The sequence below is a fragment of the Candidatus Microthrix subdominans genome, assembly GCA_016719385.1.
GTDB lineage: Bacteria > Actinomycetota > Acidimicrobiia > Acidimicrobiales > Microtrichaceae > Microthrix > Microthrix subdominans.
The window spans coordinates 436,517-458,100 of the sequence record JADJZA010000001.1; the positions used below are offsets into that span (position 1 = coordinate 436,517).

The window sequence follows — 21,584 nt, forward strand, 5'->3', positions numbered from 1 at the left end:
CCTGAGCGGAATGCAGCACGCCCCAACACCCGACGACCACCCACGTGTGGCCCTGATCACCGGCGCAGCCCGGGGGATCGGCGCGGCGGTCGCCCGGCGCTTGGCCGCCGACGGCTGGTCGCTGGTGCTGAGCGACTCGGTCGGCCACGAGAAGCTGCTCACCTATGCGTTGGGCACCCGGGAGGAACTCGACGCTGTGGCCGCCGACTGCGGGCCGAACACCGTCGTGTTCGAGGCCGACGTGCGCAACCAGGGGCAGCTCGATGCTGCGACGTCGCTGGCGGTGGCCCGCTTCGGTGGCTTGGATGCGGCCATCGGCGCAGCGGGGGTGATCTGGGGGGGCGAGCCGCAGTGGCGCACCCCGGAGGCCGCATGGGACCTGATGGTCGACGTCAACCTGGGCGGCATCTGGAAGCTGGCCCATGCGGCCGTCCCGGCGCTGTTGCAACGGCCGCAGCCTCGCAGCGGCAGGTTCGTGGCGCTCGCGTCGGCGGCCAGCGTCCGGGGCATGCCCCAGCTGGCTGCGTACAGCGCATCCAAGGCGGGCGTGGCCGGGCTGGTGCGGTCGCTGGCCGCCGAGCTCGGCCCGGACAACGTGACGGCCAACGCCGTCGGGCCGGGTTCGACCGATACGGCGATGCTTGAGGCCTCGGCCGGGGTGTACGGGCTATCCCGGGCGGAGGACTTTGGCCGTCAACAGCCGATCGATCGCCTGCTTCGACCGGAGGAGGTGGCCGATGCGGTCGCCTGGCTGTGTTCGGCCGGCGCATCGGGCATCACCGGCGCCCTCGTTCCGGTCGACGGCGGCATGACCGCGGCGTGAGCGTTGTCGGCGTCGCCGGTCCCACCGGGCCCGTTGTGGTGACCACGGATGGCTGATCTGAGGGCCCCCCAGTGGGCGCTTGCCCCCGGGGTGCGCCGGGTGGAATGCGGGCGGGTCGTCATCGGCGGTTCGCCGATGACGATCATGCGCCTCACCGAGGCCGGCGCAGCGGTCCTCGATCGGGCTCTGGGCCGAGCGGCCTCGCCAGGCGGTGCTCCGGTGGCGAGCGTCGCAGAGCGTGCGTTGCTGGCCCGGCTGGAACGACGGGGAATGCTGGTGGCGACACCGGTTGCGCTGTCGCCCGACGAGCTTGGGGGCCTGCTCGGCGAGCTCACCGTCGTCGTGCCGGTGCGCGACGATGCCGACGGCGTCGCAGCCCTGCTCGCTTCCGCTTCCCTCGCCGCCGGATCCAACCGTCTGCCGATGCGGACGTTGATCGTCGACGACGCTTCGACCGACCCCCAGCGCCTGGCACGGGTCGCCGAGCGGTTCGGTGCCGAGGTGATCCGGTGCGATCGCAGCGGCGGGCCCGGGGCGGCCCGCACGATCGGCCTGGCTGCGGTGACAACCCCCTGGGTGGCGTTCCTCGACGCGGACACCACGGTGGCCACCGGTTGGCTGGCGACAGCGGGTGCCCACCTTCGCGACGATCGTGTATCGACCGGGTCCACCGGGCCGAGGATCGCGCTCGTCGCCCCGCGGGTGACGCCCGGGGTGAGCCATGGCGTCGATCGGCTGATTCGTGATCGCATGGTCGAAGGCCGTCGAACAGCTCGGAGCCCGATGGCAAAGCTGGCGGCCTACGAGCGGGCTCACTCGCCGCTCGATCTCGGGGCCGACGGTGGGACGATCACGGCGGGCACCCGGTTGAGCTATGCGCCCTCAGCGGCGTGGCTGGTCCGTGTCGATGCAATCCGTCGGTTGGGTGGGTTCGATGCCGGTCTGCGCTACGGGGAGGACGTCGATCTGATCTGGCGACTGGTCGACGCCGGGTGGGTCGCCCGTTACGACCCCCGCAGCCGGGTGAAGCACCGGGTGCGTCCCACCCTGGCCGGCTGGGCCGAGCAGCGGTTCCGCTACGGCACTTCGGCGGCTCCGCTGGCGGTACGCCACCCTGGCGCATTGTCGCCCGTCGTGGTGTCCCCTTGGTCGGCGGCCGCCTGGGGGCTGGTCGTCGTCGGCCATCCCCTCGCCGGCCTGGCGGTGGCGGCGGGCTCGACCGGGGTGTTGGCCCGCCGGCTCGACGTCGCCGACCCGGCGGCGGAGGCGCTGAGGCTGGCCGGGCGGGGCACCCTGCTCGCCGGATTCCAGCTGGCCCGAGCGCTGATCCGTCCCTGGTGGCCGGTCACCGTGGTCGCCGCCTGTCGGTGGCGCCGGGGCCGGGTGCTGGCGGCCGCCGGGTTGGCAGCGTCGGCCATCCACGGACGGTCGGTGGTGGCGATCGCCGACGACGTCGCCTACAGCACAGGGGTGTGGTGGGGGGTGGCCGTCGAGGTACGACGCCGCCCGAGCGCAGTCGTTGCCGCCCTGGGAGCGGTGGTGCCGGGCTTCGGGGGCGGCCCGGCCCGGAGCGGTGACGCGCTCGTCAAACGACTACGGTCGGCGCTCGGACGAGGGGAGCGAGCCGTGGGCGACCGAGGCAGCGACAACAACGACGACGATACGACCAGCACCGGCGGGTCGTCGGCGGACGAACCGACCGGCGACGGAGCCCAACGCCTCGGGTTGAAGAAGCAGCGCCGGTCGGAGCGGCCAATAGCGTCCAAGCCGACCGAGAAGAAGAACGACGGCGGAGGTTCCTGGTGAGCGGCGACGAGCTCGATCCGGCAGCCGTTGCCGAGATGGTCGAGGCCCTGCGGGCCGTCGTGCCGGACGACCGGGTGACCAGCTCCGCCGACATCGGCGAGGACTACCTGCACGATGAGGCGATCGGCATCTTCGGAGTGCGGCCGGCGGCGATGGTGTCGCCCCGTTCCACCAACGAGGTGGCGGCGGTGCTGGCCTGGGCCGATCAGAGCGGCACCACGGTGACCGCCCGCGGCGCCGGCACCGGCCTGTCGGGCGGCGCAGTGCCCGACGCCGCCGGCATCCTGTTGAGCACCGATGCGATGGCCGACATCATCGAGATCGACACCGACAATTCGATGGCGGTGGTCGGCCCCGGCGTGCGCCTCGACCAGCTCGACGAGGCGATCGCGCCGCACGGGCTGGTCTACCCGGTGTTTCCCGGCGAGTACTCCTCCAGCCTGGGCGGCAACGTCGCCACCAACGCGGGCGGCATGCGGGCGGTGAAGTACGGGGTGACCCGTCACCACGTGTTGGGTGTTGAGGCGGTGCTGGCCTCGGGTGAGATCATCCGCACCGGCGGCAAGTTCGTCAAGGCGACCACCGGCTACGACCTCACCCAGCTGATCCTCGGGTCCGAGGGCACGCTGGCGGTCGTCACCGAAGCGACCCTGAAGCTCAGCCCCCGGCTGCCGCACGCTGCGACGGTGCTGGCGCCGTTTGCGTCGATGGACGAGGTGACCGAGGCGGTCCCCAAGGTGGTGGCGTCGGGGGTCGATCCGATGATCCTCGAGTACATCGACATGCTCACACTGTCAGCGATGGGCACCACCCTCGGCCTCGACCTGGGCATCCCCACCGAGATCAAGGACACGGCGCTGGCGTACCTGGTCGTCGTCCTCGAATCGGCCTACGACGACCGCTTGGAGGTCGATATCCAGAAGGTGGCCGAGCAGCTCGCAGAGCTGGGTGCGATGGACATCTACGTCCTTCCGCCCAAGGCGGCGACCGAGCTGATCGACGCCCGCGAGAAGGCGTTCTGGGTGGCCAAGGCCAACAACGCCAACGAGATCATCGACGTGGTCGTCCCCCGCTCGTCGATGCCCGAGTTCATGAGACGGGTGGGCGACCTGGCAACCGAGACCGCCTCGTGGATCGCCGGCTGCGGTCACGCCGGCGACGGCAACGTGCACATGTCGGTCTTTCAGGGCGACCCGGACGTGCTCGCCGACGTCATGTTGCGCCTCTATGCGATCGGCATGGAACTCGGGGGAGCGATCTCGGGCGAGCACGGGCTGGGCACCGCCAAGCGTGGCTACTTCCTCGAGCTGGAGGATCCGGCCAAGATCGAGCTGATGCGCCGCATCAAGGTGGCGTTCGACCCCAACGGCATCCTCAACCCCGGCAAGGTCTTCTAGGGCGCCTGCCCCGTTCGCACATTTTCCAGACACACACACGTTCTCGCAGGCTTCGGTCTACGAAGCACAGAAAGGTCTGTCGATGAGCAACCCCACCCCCAACGGCGCCCAGTCGCTGATCCGCACGCTGGTCGATTCCGGCGTCGAGGTGTGTTTCGCCAACCCGGGCACTTCCGAGATGCACTTCGTCGCCGCGCTGGATGACGTGCCCGGCATGCGGGCGGTGCTCGGGCTCTTCGAGGGCGTCGCCACCGGAGCGGCCGACGGATATGCCCGCATCGCCGGCAAGCCGGCCTGCACCCTGTTGCACCTGGGCCCCGGCCTCGGAAACGGCCTCGCCAACCTGCACAATGCCCGTCGTGCCCATACCCCGATGGTCAACATCGTCGGCGACCATGCCACGTACCACAAGCGCTACGACGCCCCGCTCGAGAGCGATATCGACGCAGTCGCCGGCACGGTCTCGTCCTGGGTTCACCGTTCGATGACCCCCGCTGCGGTTCCCTCCGACGGGGCCCGCGCGGTGGCCGAGGCCATGCGTGCGCCCGGTGGCGTGGCCACGCTGATCCTGCCCGCCGACGTGTGCTGGCTGGACTCGACCCCGCCGGCGGCGCCGATCACGCCCCAGCCGGCGGCGATCGTTCCCGACGAGGTCATTGTGGCGGCGGCCCGGGCGCTGCAGAGCGACGGCGACTCGGTGCTGTTCCTCGGCGGCCGCACCCTCGACGAGCGGGGCCAGCGGGCGGCGGTCCGCATCGCGGCGGCCACCGGGGCCAAGGTGTTCGGCGAGGTCTTCCCCCGCATCCAGCGCCGCGGCGCCGGGCTGCCGGTCGTCGAGCGCCTGACGTATCTGGCCGAGTTCGCCCAGATGCAGATCGGCGACGCCACCTCGATGGTGCTCGTCGATGCGCCCGCGCCCGCCTCGTTCTTCGCCTACCCGGGCAAGCCCAGCTCGCTGGTGCCCGAGGGCTGCGCTGTGTCCACGCTGGCGACCGGCACCGACGACCCGGTCGCCGCGCTCGAAGCACTGGCCGACCACCTCGGGGCACCCGAGGACGTGCCGCTCGCCGAGGCGAGCCGACCTGAGCTGCCAACCGGCGAGCTCACCGTCGAGACGGTGGCGGCGTCCCTCGGTGCGTTGATACCCGAGAACGCCATCATCGTCGACGAGGCGCAGACCTCCGGCATCTTCAACCAGGGTGCAACCGCCGGTGCACCGGCGCACGATTGGCTGACCCTCACCGGCGGCGCGATCGGCATCGGTGTGCCCCTGGCGCTCGGCGCAGCGATCGCCGCCCCCGACCGGCCGGTGATCAACCTTCAGGCCGACGGCTCGGCGATGTACACGCTGCAGGGCTGGTGGAGCCAGGCCCGCGAGGGCGCCAACGTCACCACCGTGATCTACAACAACGCCGCGTACGCCATCCTGCGCATGGAGCTGGCCCGCGTCGGCGCCGAGGAGGCGGGGCCCAAGGCGCTGAGCATGCTCGACCTGCACGGCCCGGACCTCGACTTTGTTCAGCTGGCCCAGGGCATGGGCGTGACGGCGGAGCGGGCCGAGACCGCCGAGCAGTTCACCGAGGCGCTCGAGCGGGCGCTGGCCAACGACGGCCCCAACGTGATCGAGGCGATCGTTCCGCCGCTCGGCATGTAGAAACGCACCATGACGGAGCGGCTTGTCCGGTGCGTGTTCGGACTGTTCCTGTTCGCCGCGGGGATCACGATGTTGATCCGGGCCGAGCTGGGCGCTGCGCCGTGGGATGTCTTCCACACCGGCGTCAGCGAGCTCACCGGCATCGGCGTCGGAACCATCATCGTGGTGGTCGGTGTGGGGCTGCTGCTCCTGTGGATCCCGCTTCGGGTCAGGCCGGGCCTCGGCACCATCCTGAACGCGGTGCTGATCGGCGTCTTTGTTGATCTGTTGATGCCGATCGTGCCCAAGTTCGAGACCCTGCTTCCCCGGGTCGTGATGATGCTCGGCGGCGTTGTCGTCATCGCGATCGGGTCCGGGTTCTACATCGGTGCCGGGCTGGGGCCGGGGCCACGCGACGGCCTGATGACGGGCCTGGCGGAGCTCACGATTGCGGGTCGGCCGATCTCGGTTCGGTTGGCCCGCACGGTCGTTGAGGTCTCAGCGCTGGCGGTCGGGGTTGCGCTCGGCGGTGCCATCGGCGTGGGTACGGCGGTGTTTGCCATCGGGGTCGGCCCGCTGGTCCAGGTGTTCCTCCCACCCCTCACCATGCCCAAGCCCGGCGTCGACTCGACCCCGCCACCTGCACCAGCGGTTCTGGACGGGCCCTGAAGTCGTCTGGTCAGATCGCGTGCACCTCGATGAGGTCATCGAGTGCGGCGAAATCGGCGGGGTTGCGGGTGTAGATAGGCAGCTGATTGGCGACCGCTGTTGCCGCCACAAGCAGGTCGACCGCCCTGGCGCCTCGTGGCTTGCGACCAGCAGAGCTGACCGCAGCAAAGACGCGGCCGTAGGCGCGAGCTGACTCCGCACAGAAGGGGAGGGGATCGAACGCCGCTTCGGTTCGTTGCAGGCGATCCTGCCGACGAGCCCGTTCCTCGTGGTTGCCGGCTGCGTGTGGTCCAGCGGCCAGCTCGGCCAGTGTGATCGCGCTGATCGCCACCTCGTGCGGGAGTTCGTACGCAGAGATCTGCTCCAAGTCGATGACGACAGAAGTGTCGAGGAGACCCCGTGCTGGGCGTGACTGCTCGTCGACGGCTCCGTCATCCACGCGGAGCGATGTCCTGATCGGCGAGGGCGTCCAGATCGGCCCGCAGGTGGTCGTAGTTGATGGCCGGCGCGCTGGCGAACAACTCGACCGCCGCCTCGGCCGCAACGTAGCGGTGGCGGCGAAGTGGCGTCAGCTCGCCCACCGGCGTGCCGTTGCGGGTCACGGTGAAGGTCTCGCCTGCGTCCAGGCCGCGCATGATCTTGCCGCTGTCGTTGCGCAGTTCGCGTTGGCTGATCTCCTGGGCCATGACCCAACTGTAGCACCGCATGCTACATGGCCGTGGTCGGCCGCACCGATGGTCGGTCGGTTTGAAACTGTGCTGGGATCAAGCACAACTATCCCCATCTCGAGCTTCTGTAGGGCGTCAGCTTCGGATAGTGGGCAGAGCCTTGACGGCACCCAGGTCGAGTACCCAGCGCGTGGCCACTTGAGGGAAATTGATCCCACCTGGCGTGGTGTGCCGGGAGAACAGGTACCGGAAACCGGCCGCTTGCAGGGTGCGGTTGGGTGCCACATTGAAAGCGTTCGGCTCGCAATACAAGCGCTGGAGGCCGAGCATCTCGAAGTAGCGCTGAGCCGACAACCGCACGAACTGCGTGCCGAGCCCCGTCCTGCGGAGGCTCGGCGCAGTGATGTGGAGGTGCATCCACGCGTGTCGGCCGAACTCGATCCTGTCGGTTGAGCTGAACCCCATGGTCTTGCCGTCCACCAACCAAAGCAGGGAGTAGAACTCACGCTGCTCGAGCGGACGGGCATCGTCGATCTCATAGAGCCGATGCCACTCCTGCCGTGAAGGCAGCAGGGCGCGATCGACGCCGAGCCGGTCGAGGTGTGCGTTGTCGGCGTCGTGGAAGTAGTCGATCCGCAGGCCGACATCAGCCAAGGTCATCTCGCGCACTTCGAGGCGCGACGGCTGCTTGCTCATGCCCTTCACTCTCGCAGCAGATGAGCCGAGCGGTGCGCCATGGGGCGGAAGCACCCCATGACGGCTTCGGGACGGGCACCGTGCCCTGTGCGTGACGGTGCTCAGAACGTGGCGGTCCCTCAGGCGGGGAGTTCCTGCAGGATGAGGCCGAAGGTCTCCTTGAACCCCACCTGGCCGGCGGGTGTTTTGGCGCTGACGTCGGCGTTGAGGCTGCGCCGCACCACGACGCCGTCCTCGGTTACCCAGAAGTCGTTGTCGTAGGTGCCGTAGGTCTCGCTGCCCTTGGATCCGATCACCGTGGAGATCTGGAGGTGCTGAGCGTCGACCGGGTCACCGTCGACGATGATCTCCTCCTGCCCAAACACGCGGCTGGTCAGCATGGCCGGGATGGTTCCCACCGAGTCGCCGGTGGCGATGCACTCCGCCCTCGCCTTGAGTCCGGCGCTCAACTCGAACAGCCCGGCCGGCCACAAGTTGTTCTCCGGGCACGCCGTGGTTGTCTGATCCTTAAGCCCGGCAAACTCGTGGCGGGTGACGGACGACTTCATCGACATGGCGCCGTCGTCGGTCGGGCACAGGACCATTTCGTCGTTGCGTTGTTCAAACAGCTTGAGGACGTTGGTCGAGCCGCCACAGTCGTTGCTCGTTGTCGTCGCGACCACCTCGGGCGGGAACTCGTGCATTGGCCCGCCGAGCAGGTCGACGAACTCGGTGCCTTTGGCGTTGTAGACGAAGGCGCCGGACGCAATGGTCGTCCCGCCATCCCCGTCGGCGGAGGCACCGTCCTCTTCAAACTGTTTGACCACGGCGGCGGTGTCGACCGGATCGGAACGGTCCCTCAGTTGGACGATCAACTTGGTCAGCGCCAGCAGGACCACGATCGAGCACACCGCAACGATCACCGCCTTGAGGGGGCGGGGTAGGCGGCGCCATCTGCCTTGCTCGGGGGACTCGGGTGGGTCCTCTCCGGGCTGGGAATCGTCGGGCTGATCGGTAGGCGAGGCATCCAACATCCGCCTTATCGTCGCACGGACCGACCGCCGATGAGAACTGCGGCTGTCCAAGAGGAATCGGCTCGGGGTCGCCTGTGCGATCCTGACCGGGTTTCAACCCCGGTTTTATATCGTGGTTCGAGACGGTGGCCAAGAGCACACGCGACCGATTCATCAGGGGGCGGAAGCCGCTCCTAGGATTGACCGGACTACATCTCGGTCGGCGGGAGTTCACACCCCCAGACCTCGACGCAAGGATGCGCGATGGAGTCCCTCAACCTGGCTCGGTGGCAGTTCGGTATCACCACCGTGTACCACTACTTCTTCGTCCCGATCACGATCGGGCTGTCGCTGATCGTGGCCCTGATGCAGACGTTCTGGATGCGCACCCGCAATCCCGAATGGCTGCGGCTGACCAAGTTCTTCGGCAAGCTGTTCACGATCAACTTCATCTTGGGCCTGGCGACCGGCATCGTCCAGGAGTTCCAGTTCGGAATGAACTGGTCGGACTACTCGCGCTTCGTCGGCGACATCTTCGGCGCGCCGCTCGCCATCGAGGCGCTGCTGGCGTTCTTCCTCGAGAGCACGTTTCTGGGCCTGTGGATCTTCGGCTGGGGCCGCATCAACGAGAAGATTCATCTCGGCGCGATCTGGCTGGTGCACATCGGCACCGTCCTGTCGGCCTACTTCATCCTTGCGGCCAACTCCTTCATGCAGAACCCGGTGGGCTACACCAACAACCCCCTCACCGGCCGGGCCGAACTGACCGACTTTCTCGCCGTGCTGACCAACAAGGTGCAACTGGTCGCCTTTCCCCACGTGATCTCAGCTGCGTGGATGAGCGGCGGGGCCTTCGTGTTGGGCATTGCGCTGTGGCTGATGTGGCGCTCGCAGACTCCCGAGGGTGATCTGGGCATGTATCGACGCTCCGCCCGGTTGGGCGCGATCGTCCTGCTGGTCGGCGGGGTCGTCGTCACCGTCACCGGTGACCTCCAGAGCCGGGTGATGACCCAGGTGCAGCCGATGAAGATGGCGGCGGCCGAGGCGCTCTACGACACCTCGCCCGAGGGTGAGGGAGCATCCTTCTCGATCATTTCGGTGGGCACGCCGGACGGCCAGCACGAGACCTGGGCGATCCGGGTTCCGAAGCTGTTGTCGTTCCTGTCGACCGGCACCCTCGACGGCCGGGTCGAGGGGATCAACGACCTGCAGGCCGAGTACGAGTTGGCCTTCAGCGACAATGCGCTGACCGAGGCGGAGAACTACCGCCCGATCATCCCCGTCACCTACTGGACCTTCCGCTGGATGATCGGCACCGGCATGGCTGCGATGGCGATCGGGGCCTTCGCCCTCTGGGCGTTGCGGGGAGAGACCCGCCGCCTGACGTCCAAGCGCTGGCTCTGGACCAGCCTGGCGGTGATCCTGCTGCCGCTGTTGTCCAACTCCTTCGGCTGGATCTTCACCGAGATGGGCCGCCAACCGTGGCTGGTCTTCGGCGTGATCACCACCAAGATGGGCGTGAGCCCGGGGGTGTCGGCCTGGGAGGTGGCGGCGTCGCTGGGCACCTTCACCCTGCTCTACGGCGCTCTGGCCGTCGTCGAGGTGGGCCTGATACTGCGCTACGGACGCACCGGTGCCGAGCCGGCTCCGCCGCCCGAGTCGCTCGACCCGAGCGAGCGCGACGACGACGAACCATTCGTGTTCTCCTACTAAAGGCCGCTGACCCCTCACCGAGGCAACAACATGGAACTCACCACCGTTTGGTTCATCCTCATCGCCGTCCTGTGGATCGGCTACTTCGTGCTCGAAGGCTTCGACTTCGGCGTGGGCATCCTCTTTCCCGTCCTGGGTCGTGACGACCCGGACAGCGGCGAGACCGGCGAGATCCGGCGACGGGTCATGCTGTCCACGGTCGGGCCGGTCTGGGACGGCAACGAGGTGTGGCTGCTCACCGCCGGCGGCGCCACCTTTGCTGCGTTCCCCAACTGGTACGCCACCCTGTTCTCCGGCTTCTACCTGCCACTGCTGCTCATCCTTGTCGCCCTGATCATGCGGGCGTTGGCGTTCGACTACCGCGGCAAGGTGGACGACCCCGTGTGGCGCCAGCGTTGGGACTGGGCGATCTTCGGCGGGTCCCTGGCCCCGGCGTTGCTGTGGGGCGTTGCGTTCACCAACATCGTCCGAGGCGTGCCGATCGACGCCGAGATGGAGTACACGGGCAACCTGTTCACGCTGCTCAACCCCGCAGCGCTGCTCGGCGGGGTGACGACCGTTGCGCTGTTCACCGCCTACGGGGCGATGTTTCTGGCGCTGAAGACCGACGGTGCCATCCGCGTCAAGGCCCGGGAGATCGCCCTGCGCGTTGGCCTTGCGGCCGCCGTATTGGCGGTGGCCTGGTTGGCGGTCATCCACGCCACCACCGGCTCGGTGGAGTCATGGATCATGGCCGGCGCCGGTGCGGTCTTGCTGCTCGGGGCGCTGGCGATGCTGCCATCGGGTCGAGAAGGTTGGGCGTTCGGCCTGGCGTTCGCGGCGATCGGGATGAGCGTCGGCTCGCTGTTCGTTGCACTGTTCCCCGACGTGATGCCGAGCACCACCGATCCCGCGTTCTCGCTGACGACCACCAACGCGTCGTCGACCGATTACACGCTGAAGATCATGACGTGGGTGGCGGTCGTGTTCACCCCGGTCGTGATCCTGTACCAAAGCTGGAGTTATTGGACGTTCCGCAAGCGGGTGTCCGGCCATCACATTCCCACCGAGGTGGCGCTGGCGGCCCGGCCTGAAGCCGGACGCCAGCCCAAGCAGCCCGTCGCATCCTCGTCGGGCCCGTCGGCCGGGGGCAGCCCCGAGGCCTGATGGCCCCGTTCGATCCGTCGCTGTTGCGTGCGCTGCCCGGCGCTCGCGGCCGGGTGGCCCGACTCGCCGGTATGGGGGTGGTGTCGGGCGCCCTGGCGCTGGGCCAAGCGGTGACGGTGGCGTGGGCGGCGACGGCGATCGTGCGCGCCGCTTCGCTGCGCACACCGCTGATCGTGCTGGCCGCCATCCTGGTGATGCGAGGCCTGGTGGCGGCCGTCGACGAGATCGTCGCCCGCGATGCCGGTCACCGGGTGAGCGGAGAGGTGCGCTTACGGCTGCTGCGGCGCTGGATTGCCAGCCCGCCCGAGCGGCGCCCCACGTCCGCCGAGGCGGTGGCGCTGGCCGGGTCGGGGGCGCAGAGCGTCGAGCCCTACGTCGCCGAGTATCTCCCGGCGCTGGTGACGGCTGTGGTCGTCCCGGTGCTCGCCGTGCTCGTGCTGTTCTGGGTCGACTTCTGGAGCGCCGTCATCCTGGTGCTCACGCTGCCGCTGTTGCCGTTCTTCGCCGCTCTGATCGGCATGCACACCGAGGCGGAGACCGCTCGGCGTTGGAGCGCGATGCACGCCATGGCCGGGCACTTCCTCGATGTCGTGCGGGGCCTGCCCACCCTGGTCGCCTACGGCAGGGCCGACCACCAGGTCGCCAACATCGCTGCGGTCGGTGACGTTCACCGCCGGGCGACGGTCCGCACCCTGCGCACCGCCTTCCTGTCGTCGGCCGCCCTCGAGCTGTTGGCCACGATCTCGGTGGCGATGGTGGCGGTGTCGGTGGGCCTCCGGCTGGCCAACGGGTCGATGGACCTGCACGTTGGGCTCACCGCCATTCTGCTGGCGCCCGAGGCCTACTGGCCGGTGCGGCGGGTGGGCCAGGAATTTCACAACGCGGCCGACGGCGCCGCAGTACTCGACGCCGTTCGGCCCTACCTCGATGCCGACCGGGATGCCGTGCAGACCCGGGACGAGGTTGCCACCCCGTCCGCTGCCGAAGGGGCAGCGAAGATCGTCGATCCAACCGGTGCCGATGTCGCGAAGCCCGAGCGAGATGCCGGTGCTCCGGACCGGGTGCTCGTCGACGCGGTGTCGTTCGGCTACCCGGACCGCGCCCACATTCTCAACCGTGCCGGCTTCGCCACCCCGACCGGTCCCGGCCTGACCGCACTGACCGGGCAATCGGGCAGCGGCAAGAGCACGTTGTTGGACCTGCTCGCCGGCGTTCGTACCCCGGCCGCGGGGGCGATCGTCGCCGACGCTGCCCACCTGGCCACCCAGCGCCCACTCGTTTTGCCCGGCCCGGTGATCGACGTGCTTCGTCTCGGAGCACCGGCGGCGAGCGAGGCGGCCTGCGAGGAGGCGCTGCGAACGGTGGGGCTGTGGCCGGCACTTGCCGAGCGTCAGGGGCTGGACACGCAACTCGGCGACGACGGCTTTGGGCTGTCGGCCGGTCAGCGAACCCGCCTGGCGCTGGCCCGTGCCCGGCTGAGCGACGCACCGTTGCTGTTGCTCGACGAGCCGACCGCTCACGTCGACGCCGACGACCTCGACGCGCTGCGGTCGGTCGTCGTCGAGCTGGCCAAGGAGCGCCGGGTGATCGCGGCCACCCACGACCCGGTGTTGGTTGAGCTGGCCGACGATCGCTGGGACCTCTCGATTGCGTCCGCTGATCCGAGGGCGAAGTCGACCACGGAGGACGAGCGGGCCACGCCGGCGGCGACGAGCACCGGTTCGACCGATGTCACCGCGACGGTCGCCGCAGCACCCCCCGCAGCACCCCCCGCAGCACCCCCCGCAGTGACCCCGAGCGCAGAAACGCCGGACCCAGGCGTTTCAATCGGTCGCACCTCGGGCCAATCGGCCACCGACGCGGCGCTCGGATGGTGGCAGCGCCGGCCGGTGGCCGACCGTCTGCGACTGGCCTGCCTGCTCGGCGGTCTGTCGGTGGCGGCCGGCGTGGCGCTGACGGCGACGTCGGGTTGGCTGATCGTTCAGGCCTCCACCCAACCCGTGGTGCTCACCCTGCTGGTGGCGATCGTCGGCGTGCGGACCTTCGGCATCGCCCGGCCCGTGCTGCACTACGGCGAACGAGTCGTGTCCCACGATGCCGCCCTCGACACCCTGGCCGACCGTCGCGTGGACGTGTACCGCCGTTTGATCCCGCTCACGCCGGCACGTCTGGGCCGCCGCCATCGCGGCGACCTGTTGAGCGCCGTCGTCGCCGACCTCGACGATGCGGTCGACGAGCAGGTTCGTGTTCTGGTCCCCTGGTGGTCGACGCTGATCGCTACCGTCTGTGCAGCCGCCATCGTGGCACTGGTCCTGTGGCCGGCGGCGATCGTGCTGGCGACAGGCGGGGTGATCTCGATGGGAATGGCAGCGCTGGGGGAGCGCCGGGAACGAAGTGCGCAAGACGATGCGGTGCGCGCTCGTGGGGTGGCGTTGAGGGTGACCACCGACCTGGTGGATCGGCTCGATCAGGTGCGGGCGGTCGTCGGGGCAGATGGCGGGGCTGCCGAAACTGCCACCGATTCGATCGAGCTGGCGCAGCGGCGCCAGGGCACAGCCGAGCGGCGTCTGATTCGCGCCCGGGCCGTCACGCTGGCCGCCCTGTGGGCCGTGCTGGCGGCCACGGTGCTCGGCGTCATGATCCTCGCCTCGGACGGCCTGAATCGGGGCGTGATCTCCGCTCCGGTGGCCGCCCTGGTGGCGTTGGCCCCGATCGCCCTGGCCGATGCCTGGGTGAGTCTGGCCGAGATCGGCGGTGCCCGGGCTCGCGCTCAGCAGGCGGAGGCCCGCCTGGACGGCGTCCTCGACCAGCGGCCGGCCGTCGATGATTCCGGCACCCTGGAGCTTCCCGATGGGGTGCTGCCGGTGACGGCTGAGGGCATCCGGGCGGCGTGGAGCGACGAGCAGACCCCGCTGGGCCCGTTTACGCTCCCGCTCCTCTCGGCGACGACCCGCACCCAGATCTCGGGGCCCAACGGCATCGGCAAGTCGACGATGCTGGCGGTGCTCGCCCGTCAGCTCACCCCGGTCAGCGGAACCCACCTGCTCGCCGCTCATCGGGCAGACGAGGTGCGTCTGGGCGCTGCCCGCGCGGACATCGCCGTCGTCGACGACGAGCCGCACGCCTTCGCCGGCACGATCCGGGCCAACCTGGCGCTCGCCCGCCCATCGGCCGACGACGACGCCCTACGCGGCGCTCTGGCGGCCGCCGACCTGACCGGGTGGTTGGCCCGCCAGCCCGACGGGCTCGACACGCCGCTGGCCGGGTTGAGCGGTGGGGAACGAACCCGCCTGGCGATCGCCCGGGCGGTCGTGTCGCGCCGCCGCCTGGTGCTGTTGGACGAGCCGGCCGCCCACCTTGACGAAGCGACCGCCCAGCGAGCGTTGGGCACGCTGATGGCCAACCCCGACGTGGCGGTGGTGGCGGTCAGCCATCAGCGGCTACCGGTGCTCGATGGATGGGTCGATCCGGCTCAGGTCGTGACGGAACGCCCGTCGGGCACGGTCCCAGCAGGCGGGCCGACCATTGACGAACGCCCCGGCTCTGAAGCGGCGCTCATGTCCAGACCGGCAGACTAGATTTTCGCTGTCCGGTGGGCGAAGCGCTAGTTGACCGGGTCGCCGCTGTTGTCGTGGTGCTTGCGGGACAGGGTGGCCCACACGTCGTCGGCGTCCATTGCCAGGTGGTCGTGGTGGGTCAGGGCATTGATCACGTCATGGAGGCTCGCCTGGAGCCGCTCGGCCTTGTGCATCGCCTCGGGGTGGATGTCGCCACCGTCGGCGTGTTGGGAGGTGAGCATGGCGGTGACGTCATCGGCGTCGGCGGCCAAGTGCCCGAGGTGATGGGCAAGGGTTTCGGGGTCTGGCTGATCGCTCATGGTGGGGTCGTCCTGATCGGAGGTGGTGGGGCCGGTCATGCTGCATCGTCCGAATGGGGGACGACGATCACGGGGCATGCTGCGTGGTTGAGGAGTTGGGACGGGACCCGTCCGAGGCGAAGCCCCAGAAAGCCGCCGGAGCCTCGTGTCCCGATCACAATGGCGGCTGCCCCGGCCTCCTTGGCGTGGTCGATGACGACCCCGGCCGGGTGCCCGGCCAACGGAACAAATTGCAGGGGCACGGACACCTGCGACGACAGGCTGGCCTCCATCTCTCGGAAACGTTCGGCCTCGTCCTCGCTGATCGACTCGTAGGCGTGGACCGCGTGCACGCTTCCGCCGGTCGCAGAGGCCAGGTCGGACGCCATCCTCAACGCCGGTGACACCGTGCCGGTGGCCTCGACGCCAACGACGAACACGCCACCATCGAGCGGTTCGTACTCGTTGCCGACCATGGCGATTGGGATATGGGTGTGGTGCAGCAGGTAGTTGGCGGGGTTGCCTTCGCCGAGGCCGCCCTCTTGTGGCGAGCCTACGATGCATGCCGCCAGATCGTGCTCGTCCGCATAGGCGGCCACCGCCCCCAGCGGTTTGTGTTCGTTCATGAGAACGATCTCGGCGTCGTTGATGCCGGCCTCCGACAGATCGCTGGCGATCTGGGTGCGACGCTGCTCGTCGAGCTCCTCGAAATATTCGGGAGGAGCCTCGGCGGACGTCGGTGCCACGACGCTCAGCACCCGCAGCGGAGCGCCGAGCGCCTTGGCCAAGTCTCTGGTCCAACGCAGTGGTGGTGCGTGTTCGTGAGCTCCGAACGCAACGGCGACAGGCTTCATGGTTCATCCTTCGGATCGGAACTGTGCCCTTAGCCTAGCGACCCAGATCGTGATTCGGGAACAGTCGCGTGGCGCTTCGGGTTGGCACGACCATGGAACCCGCGGGCGAACGAAGCGACGAGGAACTGGCTGCGTCGCTTGAGGCGCGGGCGGTCGAGATCGAGACCAAGATGGCCGAGATCGAGGCCGCAGCCGTCACCGCCGCCGGGGGCATCGGGTTTGGCAAGCGGGTCGGCGAGGGCACCAACATTGCGGTCGAGCGGATCGGTGAGGTGGCCGTGCACGACCGGCTGATCGCCGAGCTGGTCACCGTCCGGCGGGCCCAGGCCAAGCTGGCGGGCGGCAGCGAGGGGCGCTGCGACGAGTGCGGCGTGGAGATTCCGCCGGAGCGGCTTGAGGTGCTGCCCTGGGCGGTGCGTTGCGTGAACTGCGCCGACTGACCCGTTGCGGGGTCGGTAGTCTCGCTGAGACATGTCACGGAGCCGGAGGATGTCAACGCTGAAGCGGGCGCCGTGGCCGCTCGTTGCGCTCGGCGGGCTCGGGGCGGCGGTCTTCGTCGTTCCGTTGGCGGGGCTGGCCAGCAAGGTCCCGTGGGGCAACCTGGCGGAGCTGGTCACCTCGCCCGTGGTGGTCGATGCCCTCAAGCTGTCGCTGATCACGTCGCTGAGCGCGGCGTCGATCTCCCTCCTGCTCGGTGTGCCCCTGGCCTGGCTGCTGGCGCGCGTCGAGTTTCCCGGCCGCAGCGTGTTGCGGGCGGTGGTCACGCTGCCGATGGTGTTGCCCCCGGTGGTGGGCGGCGCAGCGCTGCTCTTTGCGCTGGGTCGACGGGGCCTGGTCGGAGCTCCCATCTACGAGACGACCGGGTTGCTGTTGCCCTTCAGCGGCTGGGGGGTGGTCGTCGCAAACGTGTTCGTCGCCATGCCGTTTCTGGTCATCACGGTCGAGGGGGCACTCAGCGGGATCGATCCCCGCTACGAGGCGGCGGCGGCCAGCCTGGGGGCGTCGCGCCTCACGGTGTTTCGGCGGATCACGGTGCCGATGATCGCTCCATCGCTGCGGGCGGGGGTGGTGCTCGCCTGGGCTCGAGCGCTCGGCGAGTTCGGCGCCACGATCACGTTCGCCGGCAACCTTCAGGGTCGGACCCAGACGTTGCCATTGGCGGTGTTCATTGCGCTGGAGTCCGACCGGGATGCGGCGGTTGCGATGAGCCTGGTGTTGGTGGCGGTGTCGCTGGTGGTGCTCGTGGCGTTGCGCGACCGCTGGTGGGGCCGGTGACGCGCCTCGCGGTCGACCGAGGCGTCGGCCTGCGCGCCCGGATCGTTGTTCGGCGCAGCGACGCCTTCGTGCTCGATGTCGACCTGACGATCGATCCGGGCAGTACCACGGCGTTGCTGGGCCCCAACGGCTCGGGCAAGTCGACCACCGTCGACGCCCTGGCGGGCATCCTGCCGCTCGACGCCGGTCGCATCGAGCTGGCCGGTCGGGTCGTCGACGATCCCGGGTCGGGCGTGTTCGTCCCCTCCGAGGATCGGCGGCTGGGCGTGGTGTTTCAGCGAGGGCTGCTCTTCGATCATCTCGACGTGACCGCCAACATCGCCTTCGGGCCGCGCTCATCCGGACGTCCCCGCAAGGAGGCCGACGCCATCGCCCGGCGCTGGATCGACACCCTCGACCTTGGCGAGCTGGCCCATCGGTTACCGGGTGAGCTGTCCGGCGGTCAGGCCCAGCGCGTGGCGCTTGCCCGCGCGCTGGCCACCGAGCCGGACCTGCTGATGCTCGATGAGCCCCTGGCCGCCCTCGACATCTCCACCCGCACCAAGCTTCGGCGCACCCTGGCCGGGCACCTCGAGCGCTACGACGGGCCGAGGTTGCTGATCACCCACGACCCGACCGATGCGTTCCTGCTCGCCGATCACCTCTACATCCTCGAAGGGGGCGTCATCACCCAGTCCGGCAGCGTCGAGGACGTTCGGCGGCGTCCCGCCACGCCCTATGTTGCGGCGCTCGCCGGGCTCAACCTGCTGAGCGGCACCAACAGCGGCGGAACGGTCGACCTGGACGACCAGCCCGGGCAGACCCTCATCAGCGCCGATACCGTCACCAACGGGCCGGTGTTGGTGACGATCCACCCCAACGCGATTGCGCTCCATCCGGCCGGCGACGGGGCGCCCGCTCCCGAAGGCAGCCCCCGCAATCGCTGGACGACGACGATCGTCACGATCGAACCGCTGGGTGACATCACCCGGATCACGCTCGGTGGTCCGATCCCGCTGTTCGCCGACGTCACCCCGGCGGCCACCGCAGCGCTGGGGTTGGCGCCCGGCGGCCGGGTGTGGGTATCGATCAAGGCCACCGAGGTCGCCCTCAACCCCGCGTGATCCTCTGCCGGTGCTCGAACCACGCCCGTGGCGGGTGCAGGTCGGCCCGCAAGATGGTTCAAACGATGCGCATCGATGCGGTGGGTGGCACACTTGGCCCATGGAGCGCACCACAGCAGCAGACGCGTCGTTTTGGTACATGGAGAACCCGGTGGTGCACATGCACGTGACGGGTGTGATGGTGATGGATCCGTCCACCGTTGCGGGCGGGTTCTCCTATGAGAAGTTTCGAGCCCACGTTCAATCGCGGTTGCCCCGCATCCCGGCGTTTCTTCACCGGATGATGGAGGTGCCCCTGGGCATCGACCATCCCGTGATGGTCGACGATCCCAATTTCAACTTCGACGATCACATGCACCATGAACTGCTGGACGACGCCACCAGCGACGACTTGGCCGAGTGGGTGGGTCGGTACGCATCCGAGCCGCTCGACCGTGACCGACCCCTGTGGGACATGGTGTTGATCGAGGGGCTGGCCGACGGCACGGCGGTGATGGTGTCCAAGGTGCACCACGTGCTGGTCGACGGCACCAGCGGCACCGACCTGTTGGCCCAGCTGGTGGAGCTCACCCCCGAAGTTGAGACCGACTACCCGCCGCAGGCTGCGCCGGAGGGGTCGATCCCCGGCGGTCCCCAGCTCGTTGCCGGTGCGGTGGTGTCCCGGATCACCGACCCGTTCCGAAGCGCCCGGGCGCTCGGACGCAGCCTCACCTCGGTCGCCCGCGTGGTGGCCGGCGTGGTCGGCGGAGGCGACGAAGGCCCCACGATGGCCCGGCCGTTCGATGCGCCCCGCACCCTGTTCAACCACTCGATCACCGCTCGCCGGTCGGTGGCCTTCTCCAAGTGCTCGCTCGACGATCTCAAGCTGGTGAAGACCACCTTTGGCGTCACGGTGAACGACGTGGTGCTGGCCGCCTGCACCCAATCCCTTCGGGCCTACCTGGCCAAGCGGGGCGAGACCTTCGAGCGGCCGCTGGTGGTCAGCGTTCCGGTGTCGGTGAAGGGCAAGACCACCGCAGGGGGGTCGGCCAACCAGGTGTCCAACATGTTCGTGCGCCTGCCGGTGCACCTGGTCGATCCGGTCGACCAGCTCCGTGCGGTGCGGGTGGACACCCTGGATGCCAAAGCGGTGCACGGCGCGATCGGTGCCGACATGATCGGCGATGTCACCGAAGTGACCCCGCCGGCGATCTTCAACCTGGCCAGCCGCCTGTACAGCTCCGCCAACCTGGCCGACCGGCTTGCCCCGATCCACAACCTGGTCATCTCCAACGTGCCCGGGCCGCCGTTTCCGCTCTACATCGCCGGTGCACAGCTGGTGGGCATGTACCCGTTCGGCCCGCTGATCGAGGGCTCGGGGCTGAACATCTCGGTGTTGTCCAACATGGGCAACATGGACATCGGGGTGATCGCCTGCCCTGACATCGCCCCCGATGTCGAGGAGGTGAGCGACGGTATCGTCGACGCGATCGAGGTGCTGCGTCAGGCGGCCGTCGCTGCCGGAGACGAGCCGGCTCCCACTCAGAAGGTTGCTGCCAAGAAGTCCCCGGCGAAGAAGTCCCCGGCGAAGAAGTCTCCGGCGAAGAAGGCGCCCGCCGCCCAGGCGCCCGCCAAGAACACGCCGATGAAGAAGCCGCCGGCCAAGAAGGCGAAGTAGCCATGACCCAGCCCGCCGCAGACTACCCGGACGAGACCGACGTCGAGGACATCACCAACGTCTTGTTGTCCGAGGAGGACGAGGCCGGGTCGATCACGCTGATCAACCGGGTCGAGAAGAGCCTGGCCCGCATGCCGCTGGCCCGGCTGACGACGGTCGCCCCGCGCACCGCCCGCTGGGCGATCGAGGCGGTCCTGACCGAGGCGGGCAGGATCCCGGGCGCCCCGCAGATCCGCATGACCGCTGCCTTGGCGGCGCAGGTGGCGATGGACGAGGCGGTCGTCGCGCTCATGCAAGGCCCAAATCGCACTCCTCGCCGGGCCGACTACAAGCGGGTGTCGGCGGAACTTCGCGAGGCTGAGGCGTTGTTTGACGACCGTGGGTGGCTGGACGATCCGCGCTCGTATCATCGCGACCCCGAGCCGCTGGTGGACGTCAGCTTCAGCAGCGGTTGGGCGCTGGGGCAGCGGTACCGTCGCATGAGCTGGGACAGCGGCTACCACGCCCGCCCGGAGGAGCCCGGGGCGCAGCGCTGGGATGCCTTCGAGAGGAACCACACGGCGTCGGCGTGGCTGCTGGAGCACGACGATGGCCCGAGGCCGTGGGTGGTGTGCGTCCACGGGTTCGGCACCGGGGCCCCGTTCTCCGACATGATCACGTTCCGCGCCCAGCACCTGCACCACGATCTGGGCTGGAACGTGGCGGCGATCGTGTTGCCGGTGCACGGCAGCCGCAGCCCGTCGCGGATGGGCGGCGAGCACTTTCTGAGTTTCGACATGATCAACTCGGTGCACGCGCTGGCCCAGTCGGCCTGGGACGTCCGCCGGCTACTCAGCTGGGTGCGCGCCCAGGAGCCCACGTCGCTGGTGCTTCACGGCGTCTCGCTCGGTGGGTACGTCACCGCGCTCACCACCTGCCTGGACGGCGATTTCGATGCGGTCATCGCCGGAATCCCGATCTGCGACTTCCCGGCGCTGTTCGCCCATCAGTCGCCCCGGCACGTTCGGGAACGGGCCGCCGAACACCAGGTGCTCGAGGGGCATGCCGAGGTGATTCACCGCGTGGTGTCGCCCCTGGCCATGCCGTCGTTGGTGCCCGTCGAGCGGCGCTTCATCTTCGCCGGGTTGGGGGACCGCATGGCGATTCCCGCCCAGACCCAGGCGTTGTGGCAGCACTGGGATCATCCGACGATCAGCTGGTTTCCCGGCAACCACGTCGGCTATCTGTGGTCGAAGAAGGTGGCCGGCTTCGTCGACGGCATCCTCGGTGACCTCGCCCCGGCCCCGGTGGAGTAGC

General features: G+C 69.1%; 19 protein-coding genes. 13 read left to right on the forward strand and 6 right to left on the reverse strand.

Annotation, left to right across the window (positions count from 1 at the left end):
• The first annotated feature begins 10 nt into the window (after window positions 1-10).
• The 5 genes from IPN02_02080 to IPN02_02100 all read left to right on the forward strand — a co-directional run bounded on the left by IPN02_02080 (window position 11) and on the right by IPN02_02100 (window position 6,328).
• Window positions 11-823 (forward strand): SDR family oxidoreductase, encoded by an 813-nt coding sequence (locus tag IPN02_02080; protein ID MBK9295667.1) that lies wholly within the window; start codon window positions 11-13, stop codon window positions 821-823.
• 48 nt (window positions 824-871) lie between these two features.
• On the forward strand, window positions 872-2,629 hold the full coding sequence (mftF, locus tag IPN02_02085) for a mycofactocin biosynthesis glycosyltransferase MftF (GenBank protein MBK9295668.1): 1,758 nt from the start codon (window positions 872-874) through the stop codon (window positions 2,627-2,629).
• A gap of 35 nt (window positions 2,630-2,664) precedes the next feature.
• The gene (locus tag IPN02_02090) at window positions 2,665-4,026 is read left to right on the forward strand and encodes an FAD-binding protein (protein ID MBK9295669.1); all 1,362 of its coding nucleotides are present in this window, start codon (window positions 2,665-2,667) and stop codon (window positions 4,024-4,026) included.
• An 82-nt stretch (window positions 4,027-4,108) separates the two neighbouring features.
• Window positions 4,109-5,680, forward strand: coding sequence for an acetolactate synthase large subunit (locus IPN02_02095; protein MBK9295670.1), 1,572 nt, complete (start codon window positions 4,109-4,111; stop codon window positions 5,678-5,680).
• A gap of 9 nt (window positions 5,681-5,689) precedes the next feature.
• Window positions 5,690-6,328, forward strand: coding sequence for a hypothetical protein (locus tag IPN02_02100; GenBank protein ID MBK9295671.1), 639 nt, complete (start codon window positions 5,690-5,692; stop codon window positions 6,326-6,328).
• Window positions 6,329-6,338: 10 nt separating this feature from the next.
• On the opposite strand, the gene IPN02_02105 is transcribed toward IPN02_02100, so the two are convergent.
• The 4 genes from IPN02_02105 to IPN02_02120 all read right to left on the reverse strand — a co-directional run bounded on the left by IPN02_02105 (window position 6,339) and on the right by IPN02_02120 (window position 8,705).
• A complete protein-coding gene (locus IPN02_02105; GenBank protein MBK9295672.1) occupies window positions 6,339-6,767 on the reverse strand; it encodes a type II toxin-antitoxin system VapC family toxin in 429 nt (142 codons plus the stop codon).
• The gene (locus IPN02_02110) at window positions 6,760-7,014 is read right to left on the reverse strand and encodes a hypothetical protein (GenBank protein ID MBK9295673.1); all 255 of its coding nucleotides are present in this window, start codon (window positions 7,012-7,014) and stop codon (window positions 6,760-6,762) included. Before IPN02_02110 ends, IPN02_02105 begins: the two co-directional genes overlap by 8 nt.
• Window positions 7,015-7,131: 117 nt before the next feature.
• Window positions 7,132-7,692 (reverse strand): GNAT family N-acetyltransferase, encoded by a 561-nt coding sequence (locus IPN02_02115; GenBank protein MBK9295674.1) that lies wholly within the window; start codon window positions 7,690-7,692, stop codon window positions 7,132-7,134.
• A gap of 119 nt (window positions 7,693-7,811) precedes the next feature.
• Window positions 7,812-8,705 (reverse strand): hypothetical protein, encoded by an 894-nt coding sequence (locus IPN02_02120; GenBank protein ID MBK9295675.1) that lies wholly within the window; start codon window positions 8,703-8,705, stop codon window positions 7,812-7,814.
• A gap of 243 nt (window positions 8,706-8,948) precedes the next feature.
• On the opposite strand from IPN02_02120, the gene IPN02_02125 reads away from it, so the two are divergent.
• Genes IPN02_02125 through cydD form a run of 3 tightly spaced genes read left to right on the forward strand, consistent with a single transcriptional unit; the run spans window position 8,949 to window position 15,121 of the window.
• Window positions 8,949-10,397, forward strand: coding sequence for a cytochrome ubiquinol oxidase subunit I (locus tag IPN02_02125; protein ID MBK9295676.1), 1,449 nt, complete (start codon window positions 8,949-8,951; stop codon window positions 10,395-10,397).
• A gap of 30 nt (window positions 10,398-10,427) precedes the next feature.
• On the forward strand, window positions 10,428-11,543 hold the full coding sequence (gene cydB / locus IPN02_02130) for a cytochrome d ubiquinol oxidase subunit II (GenBank protein MBK9295677.1): 1,116 nt from the start codon (window positions 10,428-10,430) through the stop codon (window positions 11,541-11,543).
• Window positions 11,543-15,121, forward strand: coding sequence for a thiol reductant ABC exporter subunit CydD (cydD, locus tag IPN02_02135; GenBank protein ID MBK9295678.1), 3,579 nt, complete (start codon window positions 11,543-11,545; stop codon window positions 15,119-15,121). The genes cydB and cydD overlap by 1 nt, the downstream gene beginning before the upstream one ends.
• Before the next feature lie 26 nt (window positions 15,122-15,147).
• On the opposite strand, the gene IPN02_02140 is transcribed toward cydD, so the two are convergent.
• Entirely contained in the window at window positions 15,148-15,459 is a 312-nt protein-coding gene (locus tag IPN02_02140) for a hypothetical protein (GenBank protein ID MBK9295679.1), read from the reverse strand.
• On the reverse strand, window positions 15,456-16,253 hold the full coding sequence (locus tag IPN02_02145) for a universal stress protein (GenBank protein ID MBK9295680.1): 798 nt from the start codon (window positions 16,251-16,253) through the stop codon (window positions 15,456-15,458). The genes IPN02_02140 and IPN02_02145 overlap by 4 nt, the downstream gene beginning before the upstream one ends.
• A 92-nt stretch (window positions 16,254-16,345) precedes the next feature.
• Between IPN02_02145 and IPN02_02150 the strand changes: the two genes are divergently transcribed.
• The 5 genes from IPN02_02150 (at window position 16,346) to IPN02_02170 (ending at window position 21,583) form a co-directional block, all read left to right on the forward strand.
• The gene (locus IPN02_02150; protein MBK9295681.1) at window positions 16,346-16,693 is read left to right on the forward strand and encodes a TraR/DksA C4-type zinc finger protein; all 348 of its coding nucleotides are present in this window, start codon (window positions 16,346-16,348) and stop codon (window positions 16,691-16,693) included.
• Between the two features lie 31 nt (window positions 16,694-16,724).
• Complete coding sequence (gene modB / locus IPN02_02155) at window positions 16,725-17,528, forward strand: molybdate ABC transporter permease subunit (GenBank protein ID MBK9295682.1); 804 nt, start codon at window positions 16,725-16,727, stop codon at window positions 17,526-17,528.
• Window positions 17,516-18,631, forward strand: a complete 1,116-nt coding sequence (locus tag IPN02_02160; protein MBK9295683.1) for an ABC transporter ATP-binding protein — start codon at window positions 17,516-17,518, stop codon at window positions 18,629-18,631. The genes modB and IPN02_02160 overlap by 13 nt, the downstream gene beginning before the upstream one ends.
• A 100-nt stretch (window positions 18,632-18,731) precedes the next feature.
• Entirely contained in the window at window positions 18,732-20,288 is a 1,557-nt protein-coding gene (locus IPN02_02165; protein MBK9295684.1) for a wax ester/triacylglycerol synthase family O-acyltransferase, read from the forward strand.
• A gap of 2 nt (window positions 20,289-20,290) precedes the next feature.
• A complete protein-coding gene (locus IPN02_02170; GenBank protein ID MBK9295685.1) occupies window positions 20,291-21,583 on the forward strand; it encodes an alpha/beta hydrolase in 1,293 nt (430 codons plus the stop codon).
• The last annotated feature ends 1 nt before the right edge of the window (window position 21,584 follow it).

Coding starts and splice junctions, on each gene's coding strand:
- IPN02_02095 (MBK9295670.1), top strand. CDS start 4,109: ATGAGCAACCCCACCCCCAACGGCGCCCAGTCGCTGATCCGCACGCTG.
- IPN02_02115 (MBK9295674.1), bottom strand. CDS start 7,692: ATGAGCAAGCAGCCGTCGCGCCTCGAAGTGCGCGAGATGACCTTGGCT.
- IPN02_02080 (MBK9295667.1), top strand. CDS start 11: ATGCAGCACGCCCCAACACCCGACGACCACCCACGTGTGGCCCTGATC.
- IPN02_02170 (MBK9295685.1), top strand. CDS start 20,291: ATGACCCAGCCCGCCGCAGACTACCCGGACGAGACCGACGTCGAGGAC.
- IPN02_02090 (MBK9295669.1), top strand. CDS start 2,665: ATGGTCGAGGCCCTGCGGGCCGTCGTGCCGGACGACCGGGTGACCAGC.
- IPN02_02150 (MBK9295681.1), top strand. CDS start 16,346: ATGGAACCCGCGGGCGAACGAAGCGACGAGGAACTGGCTGCGTCGCTT.
- mftF (MBK9295668.1), top strand. CDS start 872: ATGGCTGATCTGAGGGCCCCCCAGTGGGCGCTTGCCCCCGGGGTGCGC.
- IPN02_02145 (MBK9295680.1), bottom strand. CDS start 16,253: ATGAAGCCTGTCGCCGTTGCGTTCGGAGCTCACGAACACGCACCACCA.
- IPN02_02140 (MBK9295679.1), bottom strand. CDS start 15,459: ATGACCGGCCCCACCACCTCCGATCAGGACGACCCCACCATGAGCGAT.
- modB (MBK9295682.1), top strand. CDS start 16,725: ATGTCACGGAGCCGGAGGATGTCAACGCTGAAGCGGGCGCCGTGGCCG.
- IPN02_02120 (MBK9295675.1), bottom strand. CDS start 8,705: ATGTTGGATGCCTCGCCTACCGATCAGCCCGACGATTCCCAGCCCGGA.
- IPN02_02100 (MBK9295671.1), top strand. CDS start 5,690: ATGACGGAGCGGCTTGTCCGGTGCGTGTTCGGACTGTTCCTGTTCGCC.
- IPN02_02110 (MBK9295673.1), bottom strand. CDS start 7,014: ATGGCCCAGGAGATCAGCCAACGCGAACTGCGCAACGACAGCGGCAAG.
- cydD (MBK9295678.1), top strand. CDS start 11,543: ATGGCCCCGTTCGATCCGTCGCTGTTGCGTGCGCTGCCCGGCGCTCGC.
- IPN02_02125 (MBK9295676.1), top strand. CDS start 8,949: ATGGAGTCCCTCAACCTGGCTCGGTGGCAGTTCGGTATCACCACCGTG.
- IPN02_02165 (MBK9295684.1), top strand. CDS start 18,732: ATGGAGCGCACCACAGCAGCAGACGCGTCGTTTTGGTACATGGAGAAC.
- cydB (MBK9295677.1), top strand. CDS start 10,428: ATGGAACTCACCACCGTTTGGTTCATCCTCATCGCCGTCCTGTGGATC.